Source organism: Aureimonas glaciei, from assembly GCF_014643375.1.
GTDB classification, from domain to species: domain Bacteria; phylum Pseudomonadota; class Alphaproteobacteria; order Rhizobiales; family Rhizobiaceae; genus Plantimonas; species Plantimonas glaciei.
The window spans coordinates 658,440-683,218 of record NZ_BMJJ01000001.1; the positions used below are offsets into that span (position 1 = coordinate 658,440).

Consider the following 24,779-nt stretch of genomic DNA (forward strand, 5'->3'; position numbering starts at 1 on the left):
GAAGCGTTCACCGTCTCACGACCGTGATGGACCTGTCTCTCCCCTCGGGTGAAGGCGACGACTCGCCCAGTCCAGTCTATTCAATCCGATCGGCCTTAACAAAATGCCTGCCAGCGTACTGCAAAATTGGCAGAAAAGTATCTCCGGACAAAGTGATCATGGAGAGGAAGCTTATAATGTGCTGTACTTAAGGCATTGGGAGTAAGTCTCTGCTTGAAAAAATCGAGCCTGCCCCAAGCCGGGCCGAAGCCCGAATGTTTCTGGCAATTTCTTGGGTAGCGCTACGAGAATATTTCCTTGGTCACGCCCTGCAGCGGGACGCGCTTTTCGGCACCGCCGAGTTCGTAAGCGACGCGCGGCATGCCGTAGACGAGCGAGGTCGCTTCGTCCTGCGCCATCGTCCTGGCGCCGCTCTGGCGCATCTCGAGCAGGCCCTGCGCGCCGTCGCGGCCCATGCCGGTGAGGATCGCGCCCGTCATCCTTCCGGCGAAGTTCTGGGCCAGCGACGAGAACAGCATGTCGACCGAGGGGCGATGGCCGTTCACCGGATCTTCCTGGGTGAGCTTCAGCCGCAGCCCGGCCTTGGTGGCAAGGGTCATGTGCTGGGCGCCCGGCGCGATATAGACCGTGCCGCGCTGGATTTCCGCGCCGTTCTGGCCTTCGATCACCCGAGCCTTGCAGATCTTGTTCAGCCGCGCCGAGAAGGACGAGGTGAAGGCCGCCGGCAGGTGCTGGACGATGAGGGTCGGGGGGCAGTCGGCGGGGAAATCCGACAAAACGGTCATCAGCGCCTCGACGCCGCCGGTGGAGGAGCCGATGCCGATGAGGTCGGGCCAGTTGGCGTGGCGCTCGAGCGCCGAGCTGTTTGCCGGCGCCCGGGCCGCGGCGATCTGGCGCCGGCCCGAGGCCATTCCGGGCTTGGCCTTGGCGGCCTCCTTCACCAAAGCGGGAAGGTGGTCGAGCGTGTTGCCGGTGAGGCCGCCCGGCTTGGAGATGCAATCGAAGGCGCCGGTCTCCAGCGCCTGCAGCGTGGCGGCGGCGCCCGGCTGGGTGAGGTTGGAGACCATGATCACCGGCGTCGGCCGCAGCCGCATGATCTTGTCGAGAAAATCGAGCCCGTTCATGTTCGGCATCTCGATGTCGAGCGTGACGACGTCCGGGTCGAGTTCCTTCATCATGTCCCGCGCTTCCAGCGGGTTGGCGGCTTCGCCGACGACGTCGATGGCCGGGTCGCCCGACAGCGCATGCTTCAGAAGCGCCCGCATGGTGCGCGAATCGTCGACGATGAGGACCCGGACGGGGCTCATTTCACGGCTCCCTCGAGGCGGCGGTAGGCCGTCGTTCCCTCATAGGCGAGATACTGCGTGGCGGGGCCCGTCAGCCGTTCCGAATGGCCCATGTAGAACCAGCCGCCGGGCTCGAGATAGCGGCAGTAGCGGTGCCAGATCTTCTCGCGCGTCGGCTGGTCGAAGTAGATCGTGACATTGCGGCAGAACAGGGCCTGGAAGGTCCCCTGCATCGGCCATTCGCCGATGAGGTTCAGCTCGCGGAAGGAGATCAGGTCGCGCATGGCGTCCGAGACCTCGAAGGCGTCGCCGCCCTTGCCGCCCGTCGGCTTGAACCAGCGCTGCTTCAGCGTCTTCGGCACCGCCTCGAGCGTCGCCTCGTCGTAGATGCCGGCGCGCCCGAAGGCGATGACGTTCGGGTCGATGTCGGTGGCCAGGATCTTGATGTCGTAATTCGGGGCGTCGGGCATCATCGACAGGACGGTCAGCGCGATCGAATAGGGCTCGTGGCCGTTGGAGCAGCCGGCCGACCAGATCCGCACCCGCCCGCCCTTCTTGGCGTCGGCCAGAAGCGCGGGCAGCAGCTCGCTCTTCAGATGCTCGAAATGGTGGTTCTCGCGGAAGAAGTGCGTGACGTTGGTGGTCAGCGCGGCGAGCATGCTCATCCGCTCGCTCGTCCCCTCGGCGCCCTCGATGTAGGAGCAGTATTCCTTGAAGCTGGCGAGGCCGAGCGCCCTGAGGCGCTTGGCCAGCCTGCTATAGACGAGGTTGCTCTTCGACGGGGCGAGCAGGATGCCTGAATCCGAATGAAGGATCTTGGCGATCGTGTTGAAGTCGGAATCCGTCAGGATGAATTCACCCGATCCGGTACGGCCGTCGGCCACGCGCTTATCGGATTCAGGTCGTGCCATTACGGTCTATGCCTCTGCATCGCGGTTTCGGCATCCGGCAGCGACAGGGCCGCCGGACAGTCTGGTACCCGGAGCGCCCGATCAGGCGGCCATGTCGGTCTGCGGCAGCACGAAGTCGACGGCGATCATCGAGATCATCCGGCCTTCGAAGGCCATGACGCCGCGCACGAAGGTGCGGGCGAGTTCCGAGGCGATGTCGGGCGTGGGCTGCAGCAGATCGTCGGTGACGGTCAGGATGTCCGAGACGGCATCGACGAGAAGGCCGACGAGCTGGCGATCGATGCGCACCACGATCACCACCGAACGGGCCGTCGGCTGCGTCGGGCCGAAGCCGAGGCGGGCGGCGAGATCGACGATCGGCAGCACGGTGCCGCGCAGGTTGATCACCCCGACGACGAAGTTCGGCGCGTGCGGCAGCGGTGTCGCGGCGGCAAAACCCCGGATCTCGCGCACGGCGATGATGTCGACGCAGAATTCCTGCTCGCCGATGCGGAACGCGATGAGTTCGCGCATGCCGGCCTTTTCGTTGTCTTTGATGTCGTTCATGGCTCTTACTCCGCTGCTTGCAGGCTGTTGCCGAAATGGCTTTGTTCGAAGCGCGACGTGGCGGTGACGGCGTCGACGTCGAGGATGAGGGCGACGCGGCCATCGCCCATGATGGTGGCGGCGGCCACGCCCGCGACGCGGCCGTAGTTCGCCTCGAGGCTCTTGATCACCACCTGGCGCTGGCCCTGGATGGCGTCGACGAGCAGCGCCGAACGGCTGCCGTTCTCCGCCTCGACGAGGATCGCCACGCCGTTCATGGCGTCGGTCTGCTCGTGCCGGTAGCCGAGCTGGGCGGCGACGTCGACGAGCGGCAGGAAACTGTCGCGCACCTTGATCAACCGCTCGTCGCTGCCGAAGCCCCTGACTTCGCTGGCCTTCGGCTTCAGCGTCTCGATGATCGCCGTCAGCGGCACGACGAGGGTCTGCGTGCCGGCGGTGACGATCATGCCGTCGAGCACGGCGAGCGTCAGCGGCAGGCTCATGGTGAAGATCGAGCCTTCGCCGGGCCTGGAGGCGATCGAGACGCGGCCGCCGAGGGCCTGGATCGAGCGCTTGACCACGTCCATGCCGACGCCGCGGCCGGAGAGCTCGGAAACGACTTCCTTGGTCGAGAAGCCCGGCAGGAAGATCAGGTTGTCGGTCTCTTCGTCCGTCAGCGTGGCATCAGGGGCGATCAGGCCGTTCTTGATGGCGATGTTGCGCACCACCGGCCGGTTGATGCCGGCGCCGTCGTCCGAGATCTCGATGACGATCCGCCCCGAACGGTGCATGGCGGCGACCCGCACCGTGCCTTCCTCGGGCTTGCCCGCGGCGCGGCGCACCTCCGGCGTCTCGACGCCATGGTCGATGGCGTTGCGGATCATGTGGGTGAGCGGATCCGACAGGCGTTCGATGACTGTCTTGTCGACCTCGGTGCCTTCGCCCTCGGTGACGAGCCGGACCGACTTCTTGGTCGCATCGGCGACCTCGCGAACGAGCCGCGGCAGGCGCTGGAACACCGACTTCACCGGCTGAGCGCGGATCGCCATGACGCTGTCCTGGATCTCGCGCGTCAGCTGCTCCAGCTCGTCGAGGCCGACGGCGACGTCCGTGGCGCGGGTGAGGCCGGCCTGGGTGGCGCGCTGCGACAGCATGACCTGGTGGATGACGAGCTCGCCGACCAGATCGATCAGCTTGTCGACGCGCTCGAGATCGACGCGGATGGTCGCGCCGGCCTGGGCGACGGGATCGCCGCTGGGGGCGGCGGCTGCGGCGGCCGGCTTGGGCGCGGCCTTGGCCGCCGGCGCGGCGGCTTCGGCGCGCGGCTTGGCGGGAGCCGCAAGCTGCGGCGCCGCCGGCTTGACTTCGCGCGAGGGCGCCGGCGCTGCGTCCGCCGGCTCGTCGGACAGGCCGGTTTGCATGCGCGCCAGAAGCGCGGCGATCTCGGGATCGACGTTTTCCTCGGCGGCTTCCGCCGCCTCGGCGGGGGCATCGCCGGTGAGGGGTTCGATCGTCAGTTCGCAGTCGAAGGAGGCGAACTCGAAGATCTCGCGGATGGCGTCCTCGATCGGCGCCTCGGTGGCGACTTCGATGCTCCAGACGAGGAAGGCGCTTTCGGGGTCGAGGTCGCTGAGCAGCGGCGTTGCCGAGGTGTCGCAGAGAACCCGTCCGCCCCCCAGCGCCAGCACTTCGCGAATGAGGCGGGCGCTCTCATTGGCCTTGGCATACATGTCGGGGCTGGGCTTGAAGGTGACGCGGTAGCCGGACTGCGGGGCGAAGAAATCGTCGAGCTCGACGGCGACGGGGACGAAGTCGAGCCCATCCATGCCGTCGCCGAACATGCCGGAGAAGTCGTCCTCCGCCTCTTCCTCCTCGGGCTCCTGCGACGCGGCCGCGACGACCGGGGCCTTGCCCCCCTTGGAGGCGGGGATCAGCGCCCTCAGTTCGTCGACGAGAACCTTGCTGCGGGCGGCATCGACCTCGCCGCCATCGCGGGCGACGGTGATGAGGTCGGCCAGGACGTCGGCCGAGCGCAGCATGATGCGGATGACCTCGGGCGTCGCCTCGAGCCGGTTGGAGCGGACCTCGTCGAGCGTCGTCTCGAAGATATGGGCGAAATGCACCAGATCGTTCAGGTTGAAGGCGCCGGCTCCCCCCTTCACGGAGTGGACGGCCCGGAACACGGCATTGACGGTATCGGAATCGGCCTCGCCGTTCTCCATCGCCAACAGGCCGTTTTCCAGTTCACCCAGCTGCTCGACGCATTCCTCGAAGAATGTCGCCCGAATCTCCGCCATCGCGTCCATCGAAGTCTCCTCTATCTTTTGCGGCGGCGCCCGACGTCCCCGTCTTCGCGGCCTTCGGGCCCCACCGTCCGGCGCGCCCGCGCCGGGGTGGAAGTGCCCATACTCTGTTCATTCGATGGCGGCGGCGGCAGGCTCAGGCGGCGACGCGGCGGATGGCGTCGACGAGCTTGACGGGGTCGAAGGGCTTGACGATCCAGCCGGTGGCACCGGCACTTCGGGCTCTCGCCTTCTTCTCGGGATCGCTCTCGGTGGAGAGGACGAGGATCGGGATGACGCGGCGGTTCACGTCGGCGCGCACTTCCTCGATGAACTGCAGGCCGTCCATGCGGGGCATGTTGACGTCGGTGATGATGACGTCGGGATAGGCCATGCCTTCCAGCACTTCGAGGCCGTGCACGCCGTCCTCGGCCTGGACGACGATGAAGCCGGAATCCTGCAGGGCGCGGCGCAGCATTTCGCGCATGGTGCGCGAATCGTCGACGGTCAGGATCGTCTTGGTCATAGGGAGATCTCTTTCTCGAGCAGGCTGTCGACGGAAAGGCCGAGAAGCCGGAGGCCGCTTTCGAAGCCCTCGGACGTCTTGGTGATGGAGAGGGGGGTGAGATCGGCCTTCCAGGTGACGACGGCCGAGAGCAGCACCTGCAGGCACTGTCCGCCGAGCCGCTCGACATGCGAGGCGTCGATGGCGATGGCCTCGCCGCGGGCGGCGACGAAGCGCTCGGCGAGTGGGCCGGCCGCCGTCAGGTCGAGATGGGCCGGCAGGTCGATGACCAGGGCGTCGGTGCTGTCGCTCATCAGAATTCCTCCCAGCTGTCCGTGGATGTCTGCGCCGCTGCGCCGCCATGGCCGGCCGTCCGCATCTGGACGACAGGGCGCGCCGCGGCGGGCTTGTGCGGGATCGCCGTGACCGTCGACCGACCCGTCGTCGCCGAGGCCCGGGTGGCAAAGCGCCCGATCAGGGCCGCCAGATCCTCGGTCTCGTCCGTGAGAGTCTGGGCGGCGGCCGTCGTCTCCTCGACCATCGCCGCGTTCTGCTGCGTGACCTTGTCCATCTGGTCGGCCGCGCCCGAAACCTCGCGCAAGGACACCGCCTGCTCGCGGGCGCTCCTGGCGATCTCGGCGACCACCGCCGACATCTCGCCGACCTGCGCGACGATTTCCTCCAGCGACTTGCCCGACGCGGTGACCAGTTCGACGCCCTCGCCGACCTGTTTCGACGAGGTCGAGATCAGATTCTTGATCTCCTTGGCCGCTTCCGCCGAGCGCTGGGCGAGCCCGCGCACTTCCTGGGCGACCACCGCGAAACCGCGGCCGGCTTCACCGGCCCTGGCCGCCTCGACGCCGGCATTGAGCGCCAGGAGGTTCGTCTGGAAGGCGATCTCGTCGATGACGCCGATGATCTTGCCGATCTCTTCCGAGGAATGCTCGATCTCGGCCATCGCGGCGACGGCCCGGGCGACGATCTCGCCGCCCTTCTCCGCGTTCTTCTGCGCCGCGCTGGCGCCGACCTGGGCGCGGGCCGCGCCCTCGGCCGTCTGGTTCACGCCGGTGGTCACCTCGGACAGCGCCGCCACGGTCTCTTCGAGGCTCGCCGCCTGCTGCTCGGTGCGCTGGGCGAGGTCGTTGGACGCGACGGAGATTTCGGTGAGCCCGGTGCGAATGGCGGTGATCGACTGGACGACCGATCCCATCGCTTCCTCCAGCTTGCCGACGCTGTCGTTGAACAGGCCGCGCATGGCTTCGTAGTCGGCGGCGAAAGGCTTATCGAGGCGGACCAGAAGATCGCCCGACGCCAGCCGCTGGAACCCCGTCGCCACTTCGGCCATGAAGAACTCGTGCGCCCGGACATATTCCTCCGAGGTCAACTCGGCCTGGCGAGCCCGCATCTCGTCGGCGCGACGGGCTTCCTCGGCGAGGGCGCCGAGGCGCTCGCGGTCCATGGAGACGTGCTTCAGCTGGTCGAAGGCCGTGGCCATCTGGCCGACCTCGTCCTTGCGGCCGAGGGCCGGCACGTCGATCGCGGTGTCGCCGCCGGCCAGGCGCTGCATGGCGTCGCGCATCAGGATCACCGGCGAGGCGATGCCGCGGCTGAGGAGCAGTCCGAGGCCGACGGCCGCCGCGATCAAGAGGCCCATGCTGAGGAGAAGCACCAGCTGCGCGTTATGGAAGGCAGCATCCTGAGCCGCGGTCTCCGCCGTGATCTGCTGGCGTTCCTCGTCCTTCATCGTGTCGAGCCCCTCTTCGACGGGGTCGATGTAACTACTGGCCGCGTCCGAGCCGAGCAGCGCGACGGCCTCGGGATAGGTGGCTTCGTTGCCGGCCAGCAGGAGCACCCGGTCGGCGATGTTCTTGTGCCAGGCCGCCAGATCGGCCTCGATCTTGTCGATCACCGCGGTCCGCGCCGGCGTGATGCCGGGGGTCTGGCGGACGGCATCCATATGCTTCCGGAAGGTGGCATAATGCTTCTTCACGCGCTCGGAATAGTAGCTGTCCTTGGTGATGATGAAGCCGCGCAGCGAGTTTTCCTGGCGCGTCAGGGCGCCCCGCGCCTCCAGCGTGTCGGCGATGATCAGGTTGTCCGAAGCCGTCTCCGACTGGGCTTGCTTGATGGTGACCATGTTGGAACGCACTGCCATGCCCATCGCGGCCGAACCGATGATCATGATGGCGAAGGCCATGCCGATCTTCTTGGCGATGGAGATGTCGGAAATTCGCATGAGGTCGTCCTCGCTCCCATAGCCTGCGGGTACAGATCGATAAGTAAAATGAACTAACTATCGATGGTGGTTCGCAAGCTTTCTTTCGACCCAAAATATTCGACAATCCCTAATGCTTTGATCACTCACTGACCGCGTGGCGTCACGGCGGGGGATGTCGAGGTGTTGGTGTAGGGGAGGCGGATTGAGATTTTCTTGCCTCCCGGTGGGGCACATGAGGGGGCGATGCCCGCCGCCGGCGGGTACGGACTCTGGATCGACTGTTTAGGAGAAAGCTTGGGCCGGGCTGGCGCCCCGCGACAGCCGGCCTGCGACCCGGATCGGATGCGGCTCTGGCGACGGGGGCGCCAGCGCCGCCCAGTGTGCGGGACCAGGGGGTTCCCCTAACGCCGCCTGACAATCAGCCGCAGGGACCGGTTCCATCACAAGTTCGTGATATTAGCGCCGGGAGTTCTCAGGCGTGTCGAGGGGCGGCGGGGCAAAGAAGACGCGATTCAGCTCGCAAGCTTCGCCGGGGCATCTGCACCCGCCGGTGTTCAGTCGGCGCGCTGCCGCTCTTCGTCGATCACGGCCAAAAAGGCCTCGCCGTAGCGCTCGAGCTTGGCCTGGCCGATGCCGGGCAAAGCGATCATCGCCTCGAGGCTTCGCGGCGGCGTCAGCGACATGGCGCGGAGCGTCGCGTCCTGGAAGACGACGTAGGGTGGCACGCCCTGTTCCTTGGCGAGACGCAGGCGTTCGGCGCGCAGCGCCTGGAACAGGCGCTGCGCCTCGGCCGGCATGTCGGCGGCGGCCGGCGAGGAAAAGCCCGAGCGCCGCGTCTCGGTCGCCTTGCGCGGCCGGTCCTTGCGCAGCGTGATCTGGCGCTCGCCGCGGAACACTTCGCGCGCCCCATCGCCAAGCTTCAGGGCGCCGTGCGCGGCGTGGTCGACGACGAGCAGGCCGCTCGCCGTCAGCTGCCGTAGCACCGACTGCCAGACCTTGGCGTCGACATCCTTGCCGGCACCGAACACCGCCTGGGATTCATGGCCGAAACGCTCGACCTTTTCCGTCACCTTGCCGGTGAGGACGTCGACGACGTGGCCGGCGCCAAAACGCTCGCCCGTGCGGTAGACCGCCGCCATCGCCTTCACCGCGGCTTCGGTGCCGTCGAAGGTCTCGACCGGCGAGCGGCAGGTATCGCAATTGCCGCAGGCATGGTCGTAGGCCTCGCCGAAATAGGACAGAAGCGCCTTGCGCCGGCAGTCGACGGTCTCGCAGAGGCCGAGAAGGGCCGTGAGCTTGCCTCGCTCCACGCGCTTGATCTCCTCCGGGGCCTGACCGTCGTCGATCATCCGCCGCCGCTGCACCACGTCGCCCATGCCGTAGCTCATCCAGGCGGCGGCGGGCTGGCCGTCGCGGCCGGCGCGGCCGGTCTCCTGATAGTAGGCCTCGATCGAGGAGGGCAGGTCGAGATGGGCGACATAGCGCACATCGGGCTTGTCGATGCCCATGCCGAAGGCGACGGTCGCCACCAGGCAGAGATTGTCCTCCTTCAGGAAGGCGTCCTGATGGGCGGCCCGTCGGCCCGCATCCATGCCGGCATGGTAGGGCAAAGCGCGAATGCCCTGCGCCGACAGCCAGGTCGCGGTGTCGTCGACCTTGGCGCGCGACAGGCAGTAGACGATGCCGCTGTCGCCTTCGTGCGCGGCAAGGAATTTCAGGAGCTGCTGGCGGGCATTGTCGCGCTCGACGATGGAATAGGAGATGTTCGGCCGGTCGAAGCTCGAGGAGAAGACGCGCGCTTGCCCGAGATCGAGCCGCTCGATGATGTCGGCGCGGGTCATCGGATCGGCGGTGGCGGTCAAGGCGATGCGCGGCACGCCCGGAAAGAGCGCACCGAGGCTCGCCAACTCGCGGTAGTCCGGCCGGAAATCGTGCCCCCACTGGCTCACGCAATGCGCCTCGTCGATGGCGATCAGCGCCACCTTCGCGTCCTGCAGCATGCGGCGGAAACCGGGCGTCGATGCGCGTTCGGGCGCGACATAGAGAAGGTCGAGCGTGCCTGCGGCGATCTGCCGGCGGATCTCGCTGGCCTCTTCCGGCGCGATCGACGAGTTCAGCGCCGCGGCCGCGACGCCCGCCTGGCGCAGGGCCTCGACCTGGTCGCGCATCAGCGCGATCAGCGGCGAGACGATGATCGCGACGCCCTCGCGGCAGAGCGCCGGCACCTGGTAGCAGGCCGACTTGCCGGCGCCCGTCGGAAACAGCACGACGGCATCGCCGCCGCCGGTGACATGCCGGACGACGTCCTCCTGCTGGCCCCGGAAGGACGCATGGCCGAACACGTCCCTGAGGACGTCGGAAGGATCCTTCAGCGTGGCCCTGACTCCTCGGTTGGCGCGGCCGTGATCGCCGCGGTTTCCAGTTGGGGATGGCCGCGGGATAGGGCAATCGGCGTCGCCCCGTCAACGCGAAAGGAATGGGCGCGGCCGCCGCGTTCCCGCATCGCCGGCGGCCCCCGGACCCGGGCGCGTCACATTATGGCAACAGTGGGGCCGAGATACTGCCGCACGCCATAACTTGACTCCAATTGTCATAATAAACCGGTTAGGCGGAAAGCACCGATCTTCAGGAGGCCGCCATGCCCTTTCCCGTCCGCCGCACCCAGACCCTTCTGCTCGTGTCCTGCGCGCTCGGGGCGCTGCTCGTTCCCGCCGCCGCACAGGACGCGATCGTCCTCGACACGGTGACGCTGCAGGGGGCGGGCGCCGGCACGGGCACCGACGGGACCCTGGCCGCCGACAGCGCGCTGGTCGTCCCGAAGCAGAGCGCGACGTCGACCAAGGGCGCCGGGTCCCGGCTGGAGAGCCCGCAGCCCGTCTCGGTGATCGGCCAGGACCAGCTCGAACTCCGCAACGTCCAGTCCGTCGACGAGGCTGTGCGGTATTCCTCGGGCGTGCAGGGCCAAAAATTCGGCAACAACAACCGGCTGGACTGGTTCAACATCCGCGGCTTCCCTGCCAACGAGGACGGTCTGTATCTCGACGGCCTTGCCCTGTTCTCGACGGCCTTCGCGACCTGGCAGGTCGATCCCGTCCTGCTCGAACGCGTCGAGGTGCTGAAGGGCCCGGCCTCCGTCCTCTACGGCGGCAGCTCGCCGGGCGGTCTCGTGAACCTCGTTTCCAAGCGCCCGACCACGACGCCGCAGGGATCGGTCGAGGTCGGCGTCAACGAATACGGCCAGGTCTATACGGCGCTCGACAGCAGCGGCCCGCTCGGCGACGACGACATCTGGACCTACCGGCTGAACGCCAAGCTCTTCGGTGGCGACTTCTATGCCGACGAGGGCGACGAGTTCCGCGGCCTGATCGCCCCGACCCTCACCTATCAGCCCGACGCGCAGACGAGCTTCACGCTCTACGGCTCCTATCAGCGCGACGATTCCAACAACGTGCCGGGCTTCCTGCCCTATGTCGGCACCGTCGTGCCGGCGTCCTACGGCAAGATCGACCGCAAGCTGTTCACCAGCGACACGACGATCGACACCTTCGAGCGCGACCAGACGATGATCGGCTACGAGTTCGAGCATTCGTTCAACGAGACCTTCACGGTGCGCCAGAAGGCCCGCTACGCCCATCTCGATTCGACCTATGAACTGGCCTACGGCAACGGCTACGTCACCCCCGGCGGCTCGGAACTCGCCCGCATCCACTTCCGCACCGACCCCACCGCCGATACGGTCACCATCGACAACCAGGTCGAGGCGCTCTTCGCCACGGGCGCGATCGACCACAAGCTGCTCGCCGGCCTCGACTACCGCTACTACAAGCTCGACCAGACCCAGGCGGTGTCGGCCTGGAATGGACCCGGAGGGCTCGGCATGCCGCTCGACGTCCTGAACCCGAACTACGGCGTCGGCCAGCCGCCGCTCGGCGCGCCCTATATCGACAACGCCCAGACGCTGAACCAGACCGGCCTCTACATCCAGGACCAGATGCGGGCCGACAAGCTCGTGGTGACGCTGAACGCGCGCTACGATTTCCTCAACACGGAACTCGACAACCGCATCGGCACCGATGCCGAGGACGACGAGGGCGCCTTCAGCGGCCGGGCCGGCGTCGCCTATCTTTTCGACAACGGCCTCACGCCCTATGCCACCTATTCCCGGTTCTTCACCCCGGTTCTCGGTATCGACGCGGCCGGGACGCCCTTCGAGTCCGGCGACGGCGACCAGTATGAGGCCGGCATCAAGTATCAGCCGACCGGCTTCGACGGCTTCTTCACCGCGTCCGTCTTCGACCTCACCCGCGGCAACGTCCTCACCAACGACGTCGTCGGCAACAACCCGTTCCAGCAGGTCCAGACGGGCGAAATCCAGTCGCAGGGTTTTGAGCTCGAAGGCACCGTCGGCCTCGGCAACGGCTTCAGCCTCCTGGCGGCCTACACGAAGTTCGATCTCGAAGTGACGGAATCCAGCGACGTCGACCTCGGCAAGGTGCCAGTCGCCATCCCCGAGGAGTTCGCCTCGCTCTGGCTCGACTATGCCTTCCAGTCCGACGCGCTGACCGGCCTGCGCCTCGGCGGCGGCCTGCGCTGGAACGGCGAGAGCTATGCCGACAAGGCCAACACGCTGGAGGTCCCGGACTATACTGTCGTCGACGCCTCGATCTCCTACGAGAAGGCCAACTGGAAGGGTCAGCTCAACGCGTCCAACCTCTTCGACAAGAAGGCCGTGTCCTCGTGCCAGGACGCCAACTCCTGCTTCTACAATGAGCCGCGCAAGGTGACGGCGAGCTTGACCTACTCCTGGTAGGCCGTCCTGCTGCGCGGACGCGGGCGCCGCGCGCGTTGGAGAGAGCCGCACGTTCATGACGCCATCAGCGTCCCAAACCTCGTCATCGTCGGGCTTGACCCGACGACCCATGCCGGAAGCGGACCCGTTGCAAAGTCGACTCAGGATGCGGCGCGACCGTGCCTGTCCTGCCACGCAGTGCCGCTGCCGCGTTCGGCATGGGTTCTCGGGTCGAGCCCGAGAAGGACTAGGCCGAGGTGTGCGCCTCTCCGGCGGCGTCACATGTCAGATACTCCGCGTGAAGGCAGCCGAGCCGAAAGGCACACCGGCACACCCTCCCGTTCGCGTCCTTCACTCCGCCGCCAAAATCCCGTCCTGGGCGCCGACGAGGCGGGCGTAGGCGCCGCCGCGGGCGAGAAGCGCGGCGTGCGATCCCTCCTCGACGATGCGTCCCTCGGCGACGACGACGATGCGGTCGGCATGGCGCACGGTCGAGAGGCGGTGGGCGATGATCAGGGTGGTGCGGCCGCGGGCGAGCTCGGCCAGCGAGGCCTGGATGGCGCGCTCAGTTTCGGTATCCAGCGCCGAGGTCGCCTCGTCGAGGATCAGCACCGCCGGATCCTTGAGGAACATGCGAGCGATCGACAGGCGCTGCTTCTGCCCGCCTGACAGCTTGACGCCGCGCTCGCCGACCACGGTGTCGAGGCCCAGGGGCAGGGCTGCAATCGTGGCGGTGAGATGGGCCTTTTCGACGGCGGCGATGATCTCCGCCTCGCTGGCGCCGAGACGGCCATAGGCGATGTTCTCGCGGACCGTGCCGCCGAAGAGGAAGACGTCCTGCTGCACTACGCCGATCTCGGCGCGCAGCGAGGCGAGCTGGATGTCGCGGATATCGATGCCGTCGACGAGGATGGCCCCCTCGGTCACGTCGTAGAAGCGCGGCACCAGCGAGCAGATCGTCGTCTTGCCGGCGCCGGACGGGCCGACGAAGGCGACGGTCTCGCCGGGGGCGATGGTGAAGTCGATGCCGCCCAGAACTTCGCGGCCCCGCGCATAGCTGAAATGCACGCCACGAAATGCGATCGCACCCCGCACGTCGGCAAGCGCCACGGCGCCCGGCCGGTCGACGATGTCGGGCGCGGTGTCGAGGAACTCGGTATAGCGGCGGAAGCCGGCAATGCCCTTGGGATAGGTCTCCAGCACCGCGGCGATCTTCTCGACCGGCCGGAAGAAGACGTTGACGAGGAGGAGAAAGCCGATGAAGCCGCCGATCGACAGGTCCCCGTCCATGACGAACCAGGTGCCGGCGACCATGACGATCACCTGCGTCAGCCGCATCGACAGATAGTTCAACGACTGGCTGGCGGTCATGATGCGGTAGGCGTCGAGCTTGCGGGCCCGGTAATTCTGGTTGTTGACGGCAAACAGCGCGCGCTCGTGGTCCTCGTTGGCGAAGGATTTGACGACGCGGATGCCGCCGACATTTTCCTCGATCCGGGCGTTGAAGTCGCCGACCGAGCCGTAGATCGTGTGCCAGGCCTGCGTCATCCGGTTGCCGTAGCGGGCGGTGACGAAGACGCCGAAGGGCACGACGACGGCGGTGATCAGGGCGAGTTCCAGATGCACGGCGACCATCAGCGCAAAGGCGCCGACGAAGGTCATGACGGCGATGAAAAGGTCTTCGGGCCCGTGATGGGCGACCTCGCCGATCTCTTCCAGGTCCTTGGTCAGGCGGCCGACGAGATGGCCGGTCTTCTGGTTGTCGAAATAGCCGAAGGAGAGTTTCTGCAGATGGTCGAAGGCACGGCGGCGCATCTCGGTCTCGATGTTGATCCCGAGCATGTGGCCCCAGTAGTTCACCACCCCCATCAGGCCGGCATTAAGAACGTAGATCGCCAGCAACCCGGCCGAGGCGAGGAGGATCAGCGCCCAGTCGTTGCCCGGCAGCAGGTCGTCGACAAAAACCTTGACCGCGATGGGAAAGCCGAGCTCGAGCAGGCCGGCGATGACGGCGCAGCTGAAGTCGAGCAGGAACAGGCCCCGCCAGGGGGTGTAATAGGCGAGGAATCGGGAAAGCATGTCGGTCCGTCCTGTCATCGCCGCCCCTGTCGGAGCCGCCGTCCTGTCACTGGCACGCTGAAGCGGGATGGCTTTTCTTCATCGCCTTCCCGCCGTCGTTCTCGGCTGTCGCATGATCTCTTCCAAAAGCCGGATGGCCGGCATTCGGGATCGCGCTCAGGCGTCGGCGCGCGCCGCTTCGCCGGCCGCGCCCTTGCGCCAATAGGCGACCAGGTGATGCCTGTCACGCGGCAGTTTCCAGTCCGTCCGCACGCGCTTGCGCAGGCGGCGGAAATCGGCGAACTCGCAGCCGGCCCAGATATAGACGTCCGGGTCGAGGCTTTCGGCGGCATCAAGCACGTCGGCGAGCCCGCCGGGGGCGCCCGGCCGGGGAGCATCGCGGTGCAGCCACTGGATGCTGACCTCGGCCGCCGAGGGCAGGGTCTGCTCTTCCTCCGGCCCCGCGACCTCGATGACGGCGCGCACGCGCGCGCTCTCCGGCAGCGCTTCGAGAATGCGGGCGATCGCCGGCAGGGCGGTCTCGTCGCCGAGGAGAAGCAACTGCCCCGCTTTCGGCATGCGGCCGCTCGGCCCGGTCATCCCGACCCTGTCGCCGGGCCGTGCCGTCATGGCGAAGGAGGAGCCCGGCGTCGCATCGCCGTCATGGCGCAGGATATCGATCCATACTTCCGACCGGGCGAGATCGACATGCCGGATGGTGTAGACCCGCGCCGTGAGCTCGTCCTCGCCGACCGGCCAGATCGGGCAGCCGTCCTCGCCCAGCCACGGCCAGACCGGCTCGCGGCCAGCGGGCGGAAAGATCAACCGGACATGCAGACCCTCGCCGGCGAAGCGTCCGAGATCCTCGCCGGTGAGGACGACGCGGCGCATGCGCGGTGTGACGTCCATGGCGCGCAGGACGCGCATTTCCCGGAAGAAGGCCGGCGAGCGGCCATTGCCGTCGCCGCTCCAGCTGATGTCCAGTACCTCCGGCTCGGCGAAGGCGCGGACGTGGTAGACGATGCCCATCTTCACATAGGACAGGCCCGTCTCGTCATCGCCGGTGACGGCGACCTGCAGCCGGTCGGCGAACACTTCGACCTCCGCCACGCCGTACTCGAAGGCGATCGTCGAGCGGGTCGCTGCGCGCGTGACCGCGCAATGCTCGGTCATGTGGGCGCAGAGCTTGTCGTGGACCGTCGCGGCGTCGGCAAGGCGGATGGTGGAACGGGCCTTCAGCATGCAGCAATCCATCGCAGGGGCCCGGCCGAAGGCCGAGGCAGGCCCCTGCGCTATAATTCATGACTGCTTCTGTCAAGTTTACGAGCGACGGTGGGCGCCGAGAGACTGACGCGCGGCACGTCCGCGGGAAGTTGCAGCCGTCCGGGGACGCGGGCCGAGAAAATGCAGCCGCGGGGCGTCAGCGGCGGGGCGGGCCGGAACGGCCGGGGCCGGTCGGCTGGGGATGCAGCGTCGTCGGCTGCTCCCGCCCTCCGCCATCGGGTGCTTCCTCGGCGCCGAACTCGTAATCGTCGGCGCCGATGATGTCGTTGAGACGGCTCTTGCCGATGCCCGCGGCCTTTTCCAGCGGCGGCGCATTGGAGCGGGTCTTGCCGGTGTCGGGCATCGTGTTCTCCTCAGGCGAAGGCGATGGCAGCGTGCGGCGGTCAGCCGGACTGCTTGGGGCTGTCTGTTTCGGCGGCTTGCTGCACGGGAGCCGGACGGGCGTTGCGAGCGCTGTTCCAGCCCTCCATCCAATCGGCCCGAAGGGTCGATCCAGCCGGATAGGTGCAGGACGACATCGGCAGGTTATGGTCGAAGGCCAGGCGGCCCTGATCTCTTGCATCGGTGCGCATGATCGTCTCCCTTGCTGAGGCATTCCCCTCTGCGGAGGCTTGCCAAGGGCCAGGCTGCTCGAAGAGCGTCGCCGGTCGACGAATTTCGGGCCCGGCGATCCAGCCCTTTCGAAAGATCGGCAGCAGGCCCCTCGAAGTCAAGGCGCGGACTGTCCGCCGGCCCGTGGGCTCAAACGAAAATCGGCCCCGTCGGGGCCGATCCTCGAACCTGTGCCGTGCGATCTCAGACGGATGCCGGCAGCAGCGGCGAGCCATAGAAATCGTCGACGCGCCGGCCATATTCCCGGTCGTCCCAGTCGGGGCGCTCGTTTCGGGCGTAGCGCGGCGCGCCTTCCAGACGGTCGCGGTCGAGATCGACGACATAGCCGCCCTGGCGCTCGTCGTATTCGAGCTGATCCCAGGGCAAGGGGTGATACTCCTCGCCGATGCCGAGGAAGCCGCCGAAGGACATGATGGCGTATTTCACCCGTCCGTCGCGCTTGCCGATGACGACGTCATAGATCTCGCCGAGGGTCTCGCCGGCGCGGTTGTAGACATTCGTGCCGGTGACGCGGCTGGCTTCGATATTGCTGGGGGAAACCGTATCGGACATTGTAACCTCCTGATATCCCTTGATGGGTTCGAGGAGATAACGGGTTCCTCCGGGCGATGTTCCCGGATTTGTCAGGCCTGGTCCGAGCGGGCGACGATCCTCGCCGCCCGCTCGGGGTGATGATCGTCGCGCCGTGCCGGACGCGGGGACCCTGCCTCAGCCGTCCTGGATGGCCGGCCACTGGTGGTGGAACACGCCCTCCTTGTCGAGGCGGCGGAAGGTGTGGGCGCCGAAGAGGTCGCGCTGGCCCTGGATGAGGTTGGCGGTGCCGCGGGCGCGGCGGTAGTCGTCGAAATAGGCGAGCGCCGCCGACAGGGCCGGAGTTGGGATTCCGGCGAGCGCCGCCTTGGCGACCACCTGGCGCAATGCCGCCTGGCCCCTGGCGACGCGCTCGACGAAGCTCGGCGCCTGCAGGAGGTTCACCACGGTCTCGCCGGTGTCGTAGACCTTGGCGATGTCGTCCAGGAAGCGCGAGCGGATGATGCAGCCAGCGCGCCAGATGCGGGCGATCTCGCCGAGCGGCAGGTTCCAGCCGAAGTTCGCCGAAGCCTCGGCCATGGTGGCATAGCCCTGCGCATAGGCGATGATTTTTGCGGTCTCCAGCGCGTCCTCGAGTTCGGCAAGGCTCGCGGTGTCACCGCCGAAGCCGGCGGCCGGCAGCGTCACGCCGTCGTAGAGCGCGGCCGCGCTCTGCCGCTCGGCGCGGCGGGAGGAGACGCCGCGGGCCGAGACGGCCGCCTCCAGCGTCGTCGCGCCGATGCCGAGCTTCTGCGCTTCGATCACCGCCCAGCGGCCAGTGCCTTTCTGGCCGGCCTCGTCGAGGATGACGTCGACCATCGGCTTGTCCGTGCCGGGATCGGTCTCGGCGAGCACCGCGGCGGTGATCTCGACGAGATAGGAGGAGAGGCCCCGCGCGTTCCAGTCGGCGAAGATGGCGGCCATCGCCGAGGCCTGAAGACCGAGGCCGTCGCGCAGGATACCGTAGATCTCGGCGATCATCTGCATGTCGGCGTACTCGATGCCGTTGTGGATCGTCTTGACGAAGTGGCCGGCGCCGTCGGTGCCGAGCCAGGCGACGCAGGGTTCGCCATGGTACTGGGCTGCGACGGGCTGGAGGATGGGCTTCAGGTGCTGCCAGACGCTCTCTTCGCCGCCGACCATGATCGAGGGACCGTGCCGGGCGCCGAGCTCGCCGCCCGAGACGCCCATGCCGACGAAGTGGATGCCGGTGCCCTGGACGCGCTTCGTGCGGCGCACGGTGTCGTTGAAATCGGCATTGCCGGCGTCGATCATGATGTCGCCGGGCGAAAGCAGCGGCAGGACGAGGTCGATCTGCTCGTCCACCGGGGCGCCGGCATTGACCATGAACAGCACCACGCGCGGGCTCTTCAGCGCCGCGACGAAGTCTTCCATGGTCTCGGTCGGCAGGAGGTTTGCGGCCAGTTCGCCATTGTCGTCGCGCAGGTCGAACGCCTTCTTCGTCGTGCGGTTGTGCAGGGCGACGCGAAATCCCTCCTCGGCGATGTTCAGCGCCAGATTGGCGCCCATCGTGCCGAGGCCGAGCACGCCGATATCCGCGGACTTCGAAGTCATGATCATCTCCTTGAGGCTTGCCGGAGCGCCACCCTCGCGCCCCTCCCGCCCGTGCTGGTATAGAAGTCCGGCGCCGGAGGGTAGCGCCGGCTGCGGCACGGCCGGGGTGCTGGCCGTCGCCAGGAGCTAAGACGGACGCGGCGTTCCGGCAAGCGCCGGCGCCCGTGCCGGCCTTACAGATGTGCTCCGGCCGGCCCCCCTTGGGCGCACCGCCATGCCGATGAAGCGCTTGCCCGGCTTTCCCCTTGCCCCATGTCAGGGGGCAGGGGCGCCCTGCGCCCGGCAACGGGACCCGATCCATGGACAGCATCAAGCTCGGCCGCACCGGCCTCGACGTCTCGCGCATCTGCCTCGGCTGCATGAGCTATGGCGAGCCCTTGCGCGGCAACCACGCCTGGACGCTGGCGGAGGCCGACAGCCGGCCGTTGCTGCGCCAGGCGGTGGAGCTCGGCATCAACTTCTTCGACACCGCCAATGTCTATTCCGACGGCTCCAGCGAGGAGATCGTCGGCCGGGCGCTGAAGGAGTTCACCCGCCGCGACGCGGTGGTGCTGGCGACGAAGGTGCATGGCCGCATGCATCCCGGGCCGAACGGCGCGGGCCTGTCACGCAAGGCGATCTTTGCCGAGATCGATGCCAGCCTGACCCGCCTCGGCACCGACTATGTCGACCTCTATCAGATCCACCGCTTCGATCCGCAGACGCCGCTCGCCGAGACGCTGGAAGCGCTGCACGACGTGGTGAAGGCCGGCAAGGCCCGCTATATCGGCGCGTCGTCGATGTATGCCTGGCAGTTCGCGCAGGCGCTGGCGCTGTCGGAGCGGCATGGCTGGACCCGTTTCGTGACGATGCAGAACCATCTGAACCTCCTCTACCGCGAGGAGGAGCGCGAGATGCTGCCGCTGTGCCGCGCCGAGGGCATCGGCATCATTCCCTGGAGCCCGCTCGCCCGGGGCAAGCTGACCCGCGCCTTCGACGAGACGACGGCGCGCACGGAGACCGACGAGTTCGGCAAGACGCTCTATGCCGGCCATGTCGACGCGGACCGCCAGGTGGTCGCGGCGGTGGCCGAGATCGCCGCGTCCCGCGGCATCCCGCGCGCCCAGGTGGCGCTGGCCTGGCTCCTGCAGAAGCCGGGTGTCACCGCGCCGATCGTCGGCGCGACCAAGCCGCATCACCTCGCCGATGCCGTCGCCGCCCTGAAGGTCGAGCTGACCGCCGAGGACGTGGCGGCGCTCGAAGCCCCCTACGTCCCGCACGCCGTCGCCGGTTTCTCGTAATCCCGAGCTTCATGGCCGTCGGCGACAGGCCTTCCTCTCCCCTCCGGGGAGAGGGTCGCGGCAGCGGGGAGAGGGGAGCGCCCGCGGGACTTTAAGACCCGTGACTCAATCCCCTCGAAGCCAGCCCCCGCCCTACAGCGTCACCCGCCAGACGACCTCCCGGCTCTCGCCCGGCGCCAGATGCATCAGCCTCGGCTTGTCGGAAAAATCGCCGTCCCAGCCGACGGGGCTCGCCATGCTGAGCCAGGGTTCGATGCACAGGAACGGCGCGCCCGTCGGCTTCGACCAGAGGCCGAGATCGCGATAGCCTTCCCAGTCCACGGTGATCGCCCGGATCGTCTCGCCTTCTGCGCCCCTGGCGACGAAGCGCACCGAGCGGCTGGCGACGTCCGGCATGACCAGCGCGTCGCGGGCAAACAGCGCTTCGGACAAAGGCAGCGTCTGGCCGTCGAAGGGCAGGGGCTTTTCCGCGCCGAGGAGCCCGCCCTCGACCGACAGCGCCTTTCCGGTCTCCTTGGCCTCGAATTCGATGACGTGAGCGTCCTTGGCGATGCCGTCGACCAGCGGCCAGCGAAAGCCGGGATGGGCGCCGATGCCGCAGGGCAGCACGGTCTCGCTGGGATTGGAAACGCGCGCGGTGACGCCGAGGCTGCTGCCGGCGACGGCATAGATCATGTCGAGGACGAAGCCGAAGGGATACTGCGTCCGGCTGGCGGGACTGTCGGTCAGCCGCAGCACGAGCCTTTCCGGACCTTCCTCGACGAGCGTGAACAGGCTGTCGCGGGCCAGGCCGTGCTGGGCCATGGTGTATTTCTGGCCGCCGTGGTGCAACGTGTCGTCGGCGAGCCGGCCGACGATCGGAAACAGCACCGGGGCGTGCCGCGGCCATTCCGGTCCGGCCTGCCAGAGCAGTTCCGCGCCCGCCGCATCGCGCAGGCTGGCGAGTTCCGCCCCGTGCGCCGTGATGGTGGCGGTGATCCCGGCAGTGCCGATGGTGAATGTCTCGCTCATGCCGCTTCTCCCCGGGGACGACGCCTCGGCCCGGTTCTTCCACAGGCCGAGCCTCCCGCGCAACACGCCGTCCGCCGCGTCAGGCAGCGCGTCCGGTCGAGCTTGCGGCGTCGACGCCGGCGATCGCCGCGTCCTGCCGGCCGGTGGCCGGGCCGAGACAGGACGCCGCGGCGAGAAAGAGGAGGGCGACAGGCACGAGCGGGCGCGACCGCGCCCCCTTCCATTTGCGATAGCCCACCGGCAGCAGGGCGACGAGGCCGAGAAGGCCGAAGGCGACGAGGATCTTGGTGGAAAGCAGCTCGTCGAGACTGGAGATCGTCCCGAGTTCCCGACCGAGATGGGCATAGACGAAAGTGCCGGGAATGATGCCGATCAGCGTCGCCGAGACGAAGGTCTTCAGGCCGACTCCGAAGAGCGCCGGAAGGATGTTGACGAGAAAGAAGGGAAAGGCCGGGACGATCCTGAGTACGAGCAGATACTCGAACGCATTGCCGCGGATGTTCTGCGAAACGCGGCTGGCCAGCGGCCCTGCCCGTTCGCGCAGGGCGCCGCCGAAGGAGGACCCCGCCACCAGGAAGACCAGCGTCGCCCCGATCGTCGCGGCGACGACCGCCAGCGTTCCGCCCCAAAGCGTCCCGAACAGGAACCCGCCCAGCAGCGTCATGATCGAGGCCGCCGGCAGCGACAGGGCGACGACGAGGGCGTAGACCCCGAGGAACACGGCGGCCGACAGCATGGGCCGCGCCTCGACCGCCGCCAGCAGCTCGGTCCGGTGCGCCTTCACCGCCTCGAACTTGAAAAGATCGGCCGCGCCGAATCCGTAGGCCGCAGCCATCAGCGCGAGGAGGACGGCAAGGATGATCCATCCGCGACGCGGCATGAAAGGCACCTTTCGGTTGGCGGGGAGGCTTCGCGGCACCCTGCTGTTCACCAGTTCGGCAGCTTGCGCAGGATCTTGACCAGCCGTCTCGTCCGCGCGCCGAACAGGGTCGGACGGTACCATTCGCCGGCGGCCTGCTTGGAGATTTCGGACAGGGTCGGATAGGGCAGGACCAGCGAGGTCAGGTCGCGCAGGGTCATCTTCTGGGTGATCGCCAGGCACCAGAGGCCGATCATCTCGCCCGCGGCCGGGGCGAGGATGGAGCAGCCGAGGATGCGGCCGTTCGGGAGGGCCACGAGTTTCAGCATGCCGTCCGTGCGCCCCTCCGCCACGGCCCGATCGAGGCCGCTGAGCGGCTTGATCAGGCTCCTCGCCCGGTCGCCGTGCCGCGCCTTCGCTTCGGCCAGCGTCAGGCCGACATGGGCGAGTTCCGGATCGGCATAAGTGACCCAGGGCAGCGCGGCGTAGTCCACCTTCGCCGGCAGCCGGAAGGCGAGACGGCGGATGACGATGCCGGCGTGATAGCCGGCCACATGCGTGAACCGCGGTCCGCCGGTGCAGTCGCCGATGGCATGGACGTGGCGGTTGCTGGTGCGCAGTCCGGTGTCGACGACGATGCCCGCGGCGTTGACGTCCACGCCGGCCCGCGAAAGGTCCAGTCCCTCGAGATTCGGCCGGCGACCGGTCGCGACGAGGATGTGCGACCCCACGATCACCCGCGGACCCTCGCTTCCCGCGATCTCGACTTCGTGCCGTCCGGCCGCGTGGCGGACCGAGAGGATCTCGGCCTCTTCGATGATCTCTATGCCTTCGGCGCGAAGGTCTTGCCGGACCCCGTCGACGAGTTCGGGCTCGTCCCTGGGCAGGATGGTGCCGCGCTGCAGGACGGTGACACCAGCGCCGAGGCGGCGATGGGCCTGGGCCATCTCGATGCCGATCGGCCCGCCGCCGATGACGACGAGGTGCTCGGGCACGGTCTCGACATCGAACAGGCTTTCGTTCGTCAGCACCTCGCGCGGATCGAGACCCGGGATCTCCGGCATCGCCGGGCGCGATCCGACCGCCAGCACGATGTCGCGGGCCCGGATCGTCTCGCCGGCGACGGTCAGGCTGTCTGTGCCGATGAAGCTCGCGCGGCCCCGGACGACGCGCACGCCGAGACCCTCGAAGCGGGCGACCGAATCGTGCGGGGCAAGCGCCGCGATCGTGGCCTGCACATGCGCGTTGACGGCGCCGCGCCGCGTCTCGAATTCGTGCGGCGGAACGCCGCCGAGATGCGGATGGCGGTGGGCGTGCATGAGCTTGGCGGCCGCCAGCAGCGCCTTCGACGGCACGCAGCCGGTGTTCAGGCAGTCGCCGCCCATCCGCCCGGCCTCGACCAGCACCGTCCGCAGCCCGAGCTGGGCGGCGCCGGCGGCGACCGACAGTCCCGCCGAACCCGCGCCGACGACGCACAGATCGTATCGCTCGGCCCCGCTCATCGATGGTCCCTCAAGACGGGCCGCGCAGGCGCGTTGGCTGAAGGACGGGCGCTTCAGGAACGGGCATAGACGTCCTCGATGCGCACGATGTCGTCCTCGCCGGTATAGCTGCCGACCTGGATCTCGATGATCTTCAGGTCGATCTTGCCGGGATTGCGCAGGCGGTGCGTGCAGCCGATGGGCAGGTACGCCGCCTCGTTCTCGTGGAACAGGCTGACCTTGTCGTCGATCGTCACCTCCGCCGTGCCGTGCACGACCACCCAGTGCTCGGCCCGGTGATGGTGGCGCTGCAGGCTGAGCAGGCCACCCGGCTTGACGCAGATGTGCTTGACCTGGAAGCGCGGACCGATGTCGATCCGCTGGTACCAGCCCCAGGGGCGATAGATCCTGAGATGCGCCGTCGCCTCGGCATGGCCGTCGCGGGTCAGCTGGGCAACGAGCTCCTTCACCTTCGGCGCGGCGCTTTTGTCGGCGACGAGAACCGCGTCGCGGGTGCTGACGACGATGACATCGCTGAGCCCGATGACGGTCGTCAGCACCTCGTCGCTGATCACCAGACTGTCCGTGGTGTCGATCACCGAGACGGAGCCTTCGAGCACATTGCCCTGCCCGTCCTTCTCCTTCAACTCGTGCACCGCGTCCCAGGAACCGATGTCCGACCAGTCGAAGCTCGCCTCGACGACGCCGGCATGGCCCGTGCGCTCCATGACCGCATAGTCGATGGAGATTTTGGGCACCCGGGCGAAAGCGTCGGCGTCGAGGCGCAGGAAATCGAGATCGCGGAGCGCCCCGTCGAGCGCCGCGGTCGCGCCATCCAGGACCTCCGGTGCGAAGCTGCGCAACTCGGTCAGCATCCGCTCGGCGGAAAAGATGAAGTTGCCGCTGTTCCAGAGATGCCCGGCCTCGATATAGCGGCGGGCGGTCTCGACATCCGGCTTTTCGACGAAGCCGGCGAGCCGGCGCGCGCCATGGCCGAGATCTTGGCTGCCGACGGATAGATAGCCATAGGCCGTGGAGGGCGCGGTCGGCCGGATGCCGAGGGTCATGATCATGCCGGCCGCAGCGGCCTGCGCCGCCCGCAGGCAGTCCGCGACGAAGGCGTCGGCATTGCTGATCGCATGGTCAGCGGCGAGCACGACACACAAGGCCTGCTCGTTCCGGCGACGGGCGAGCAGCGTCCCCACGGCGACGGCCGCGGCCGAATCGCGGCGCTCCGGCTCGAGCACGATCTCCGCCTCGATGCCCAGCGCCTGCAACTGCTCGGCGCAGACGAAGCGGAAATCCTGGCTGGTGACGACGATCGGCCTGTCGAAGGTGGCGCCCGCGACCCGGCGCAGCGTCTCCTGAAAGGTCGAGAGGCCGCTGCCGAGCAACGAGATGAACTGTTTGGGCCGCGAGTCGCGCGATAACGGCCAGAGCCGCGTTCCCGACCCGCCGGCCATGATGATGGGGATGATCCGTGCTGTCACGGGCGCTTTCCTGTTCTCGGTGCGGGAGAGCTGGCGTCGTTCC

At 67.8% G+C, this 24,779-nt stretch carries 20 protein-coding genes; 2 read left to right on the forward strand and 18 right to left on the reverse strand.

Features of this window, described 5'->3' with window-relative positions:
• Nucleotides 1–281 precede the first annotated feature (281 nt).
• The 8 genes from IEX88_RS03040 to recQ form a co-directional block, all read right to left on the reverse strand.
• Complete coding sequence (locus IEX88_RS03040; protein ID WP_188849063.1) at nucleotides 282–1,307, reverse strand: protein-glutamate methylesterase/protein-glutamine glutaminase; 1,026 nt, start codon at nucleotides 1,305–1,307, stop codon at nucleotides 282–284.
• Nucleotides 1,304–2,197, reverse strand: a complete 894-nt coding sequence (locus IEX88_RS03045; protein WP_188849064.1) for a CheR family methyltransferase — start codon at nucleotides 2,195–2,197, stop codon at nucleotides 1,304–1,306. The genes IEX88_RS03040 and IEX88_RS03045 overlap by 4 nt, the downstream gene beginning before the upstream one ends.
• Before the next feature lie 81 nt (nucleotides 2,198–2,278).
• Entirely contained in the window at nucleotides 2,279–2,743 is a 465-nt protein-coding gene (locus IEX88_RS03050; RefSeq protein WP_188849065.1) for a chemotaxis protein CheW, read from the reverse strand.
• Between the two features lie 5 nt (nucleotides 2,744–2,748).
• On the reverse strand, nucleotides 2,749–5,028 hold the full coding sequence (locus IEX88_RS03055) for a chemotaxis protein CheA (RefSeq protein ID WP_188849066.1): 2,280 nt from the start codon (nucleotides 5,026–5,028) through the stop codon (nucleotides 2,749–2,751).
• A 133-nt stretch (nucleotides 5,029–5,161) separates the two neighbouring features.
• On the reverse strand, nucleotides 5,162–5,530 hold the full coding sequence (locus IEX88_RS03060) for a response regulator (protein WP_188849067.1): 369 nt from the start codon (nucleotides 5,528–5,530) through the stop codon (nucleotides 5,162–5,164).
• Nucleotides 5,527–5,823: an STAS domain-containing protein gene (locus IEX88_RS03065; RefSeq protein WP_188849068.1), complete on the reverse strand. Its 297-nt coding sequence runs from the start codon at nucleotides 5,821–5,823 to the stop codon at nucleotides 5,527–5,529. The genes IEX88_RS03060 and IEX88_RS03065 overlap by 4 nt, the downstream gene beginning before the upstream one ends.
• Complete coding sequence (locus IEX88_RS03070) at nucleotides 5,823–7,745, reverse strand: methyl-accepting chemotaxis protein (RefSeq protein ID WP_188849069.1); 1,923 nt, start codon at nucleotides 7,743–7,745, stop codon at nucleotides 5,823–5,825. The genes IEX88_RS03065 and IEX88_RS03070 overlap by 1 nt, the downstream gene beginning before the upstream one ends.
• Nucleotides 7,746–8,281: 536 nt before the next feature.
• A complete protein-coding gene (gene recQ / locus IEX88_RS03075) occupies nucleotides 8,282–10,099 on the reverse strand; it encodes a DNA helicase RecQ (protein WP_244639818.1) in 1,818 nt (605 codons plus the stop codon).
• Between the two features lie 266 nt (nucleotides 10,100–10,365).
• Here recQ and IEX88_RS03080 point away from each other — a divergent pair, with 266 nt between their 5' ends.
• Nucleotides 10,366–12,537 (forward strand): TonB-dependent siderophore receptor, encoded by a 2,172-nt coding sequence (locus IEX88_RS03080; RefSeq protein ID WP_188849070.1) that lies wholly within the window; start codon nucleotides 10,366–10,368, stop codon nucleotides 12,535–12,537.
• 330 nt (nucleotides 12,538–12,867) lie between these two features.
• On the opposite strand, the gene IEX88_RS03085 is transcribed toward IEX88_RS03080, so the two are convergent.
• From IEX88_RS03085 to gnd, 6 genes are all read right to left on the reverse strand, one after another.
• The gene (locus IEX88_RS03085; RefSeq protein ID WP_188849071.1) at nucleotides 12,868–14,595 is read right to left on the reverse strand and encodes an ABC transporter ATP-binding protein; all 1,728 of its coding nucleotides are present in this window, start codon (nucleotides 14,593–14,595) and stop codon (nucleotides 12,868–12,870) included.
• A 156-nt stretch (nucleotides 14,596–14,751) separates the two neighbouring features.
• A complete protein-coding gene (locus tag IEX88_RS03090; protein WP_244639778.1) occupies nucleotides 14,752–15,816 on the reverse strand; it encodes a siderophore-interacting protein in 1,065 nt (354 codons plus the stop codon).
• A gap of 178 nt (nucleotides 15,817–15,994) precedes the next feature.
• Nucleotides 15,995–16,201, reverse strand: coding sequence for a hypothetical protein (locus IEX88_RS03095; RefSeq protein ID WP_188849073.1), 207 nt, complete (start codon nucleotides 16,199–16,201; stop codon nucleotides 15,995–15,997).
• A 40-nt stretch (nucleotides 16,202–16,241) separates the two neighbouring features.
• On the reverse strand, nucleotides 16,242–16,430 hold the full coding sequence (locus IEX88_RS03100) for a ribosome modulation factor (RefSeq protein ID WP_188849074.1): 189 nt from the start codon (nucleotides 16,428–16,430) through the stop codon (nucleotides 16,242–16,244).
• Between the two features lie 223 nt (nucleotides 16,431–16,653).
• A complete protein-coding gene (locus IEX88_RS03105) occupies nucleotides 16,654–17,022 on the reverse strand; it encodes a PRC-barrel domain-containing protein (RefSeq protein WP_188849075.1) in 369 nt (122 codons plus the stop codon).
• A gap of 156 nt (nucleotides 17,023–17,178) precedes the next feature.
• The gene (gnd, locus tag IEX88_RS03110) at nucleotides 17,179–18,615 is read right to left on the reverse strand and encodes an NADP-dependent phosphogluconate dehydrogenase (RefSeq protein ID WP_188849076.1); all 1,437 of its coding nucleotides are present in this window, start codon (nucleotides 18,613–18,615) and stop codon (nucleotides 17,179–17,181) included.
• Between the two features lie 299 nt (nucleotides 18,616–18,914).
• On the opposite strand from gnd, the gene IEX88_RS03115 reads away from it, so the two are divergent.
• Nucleotides 18,915–19,895 (forward strand): aldo/keto reductase, encoded by a 981-nt coding sequence (locus tag IEX88_RS03115; RefSeq protein ID WP_188849077.1) that lies wholly within the window; start codon nucleotides 18,915–18,917, stop codon nucleotides 19,893–19,895.
• Between the two features lie 132 nt (nucleotides 19,896–20,027).
• On the opposite strand, the gene IEX88_RS03120 is transcribed toward IEX88_RS03115, so the two are convergent.
• From IEX88_RS03120 to IEX88_RS03135, 4 genes are all read right to left on the reverse strand, one after another.
• Nucleotides 20,028–20,906: an aldose 1-epimerase family protein gene (locus IEX88_RS03120; RefSeq protein ID WP_188849078.1), complete on the reverse strand. Its 879-nt coding sequence runs from the start codon at nucleotides 20,904–20,906 to the stop codon at nucleotides 20,028–20,030.
• A 79-nt stretch (nucleotides 20,907–20,985) separates the two neighbouring features.
• Complete coding sequence (locus IEX88_RS03125; protein ID WP_188849079.1) at nucleotides 20,986–21,786, reverse strand: TVP38/TMEM64 family protein; 801 nt, start codon at nucleotides 21,784–21,786, stop codon at nucleotides 20,986–20,988.
• Nucleotides 21,787–21,833: 47 nt separating this feature from the next.
• The gene (locus IEX88_RS03130; protein ID WP_188849080.1) at nucleotides 21,834–23,267 is read right to left on the reverse strand and encodes a dihydrolipoyl dehydrogenase family protein; all 1,434 of its coding nucleotides are present in this window, start codon (nucleotides 23,265–23,267) and stop codon (nucleotides 21,834–21,836) included.
• Nucleotides 23,268–23,320: 53 nt separating this feature from the next.
• Entirely contained in the window at nucleotides 23,321–24,736 is a 1,416-nt protein-coding gene (locus IEX88_RS03135) for a mannose-1-phosphate guanylyltransferase/mannose-6-phosphate isomerase (protein ID WP_274604570.1), read from the reverse strand.
• Nucleotides 24,737–24,779: the final 43 nt, after the last annotated feature.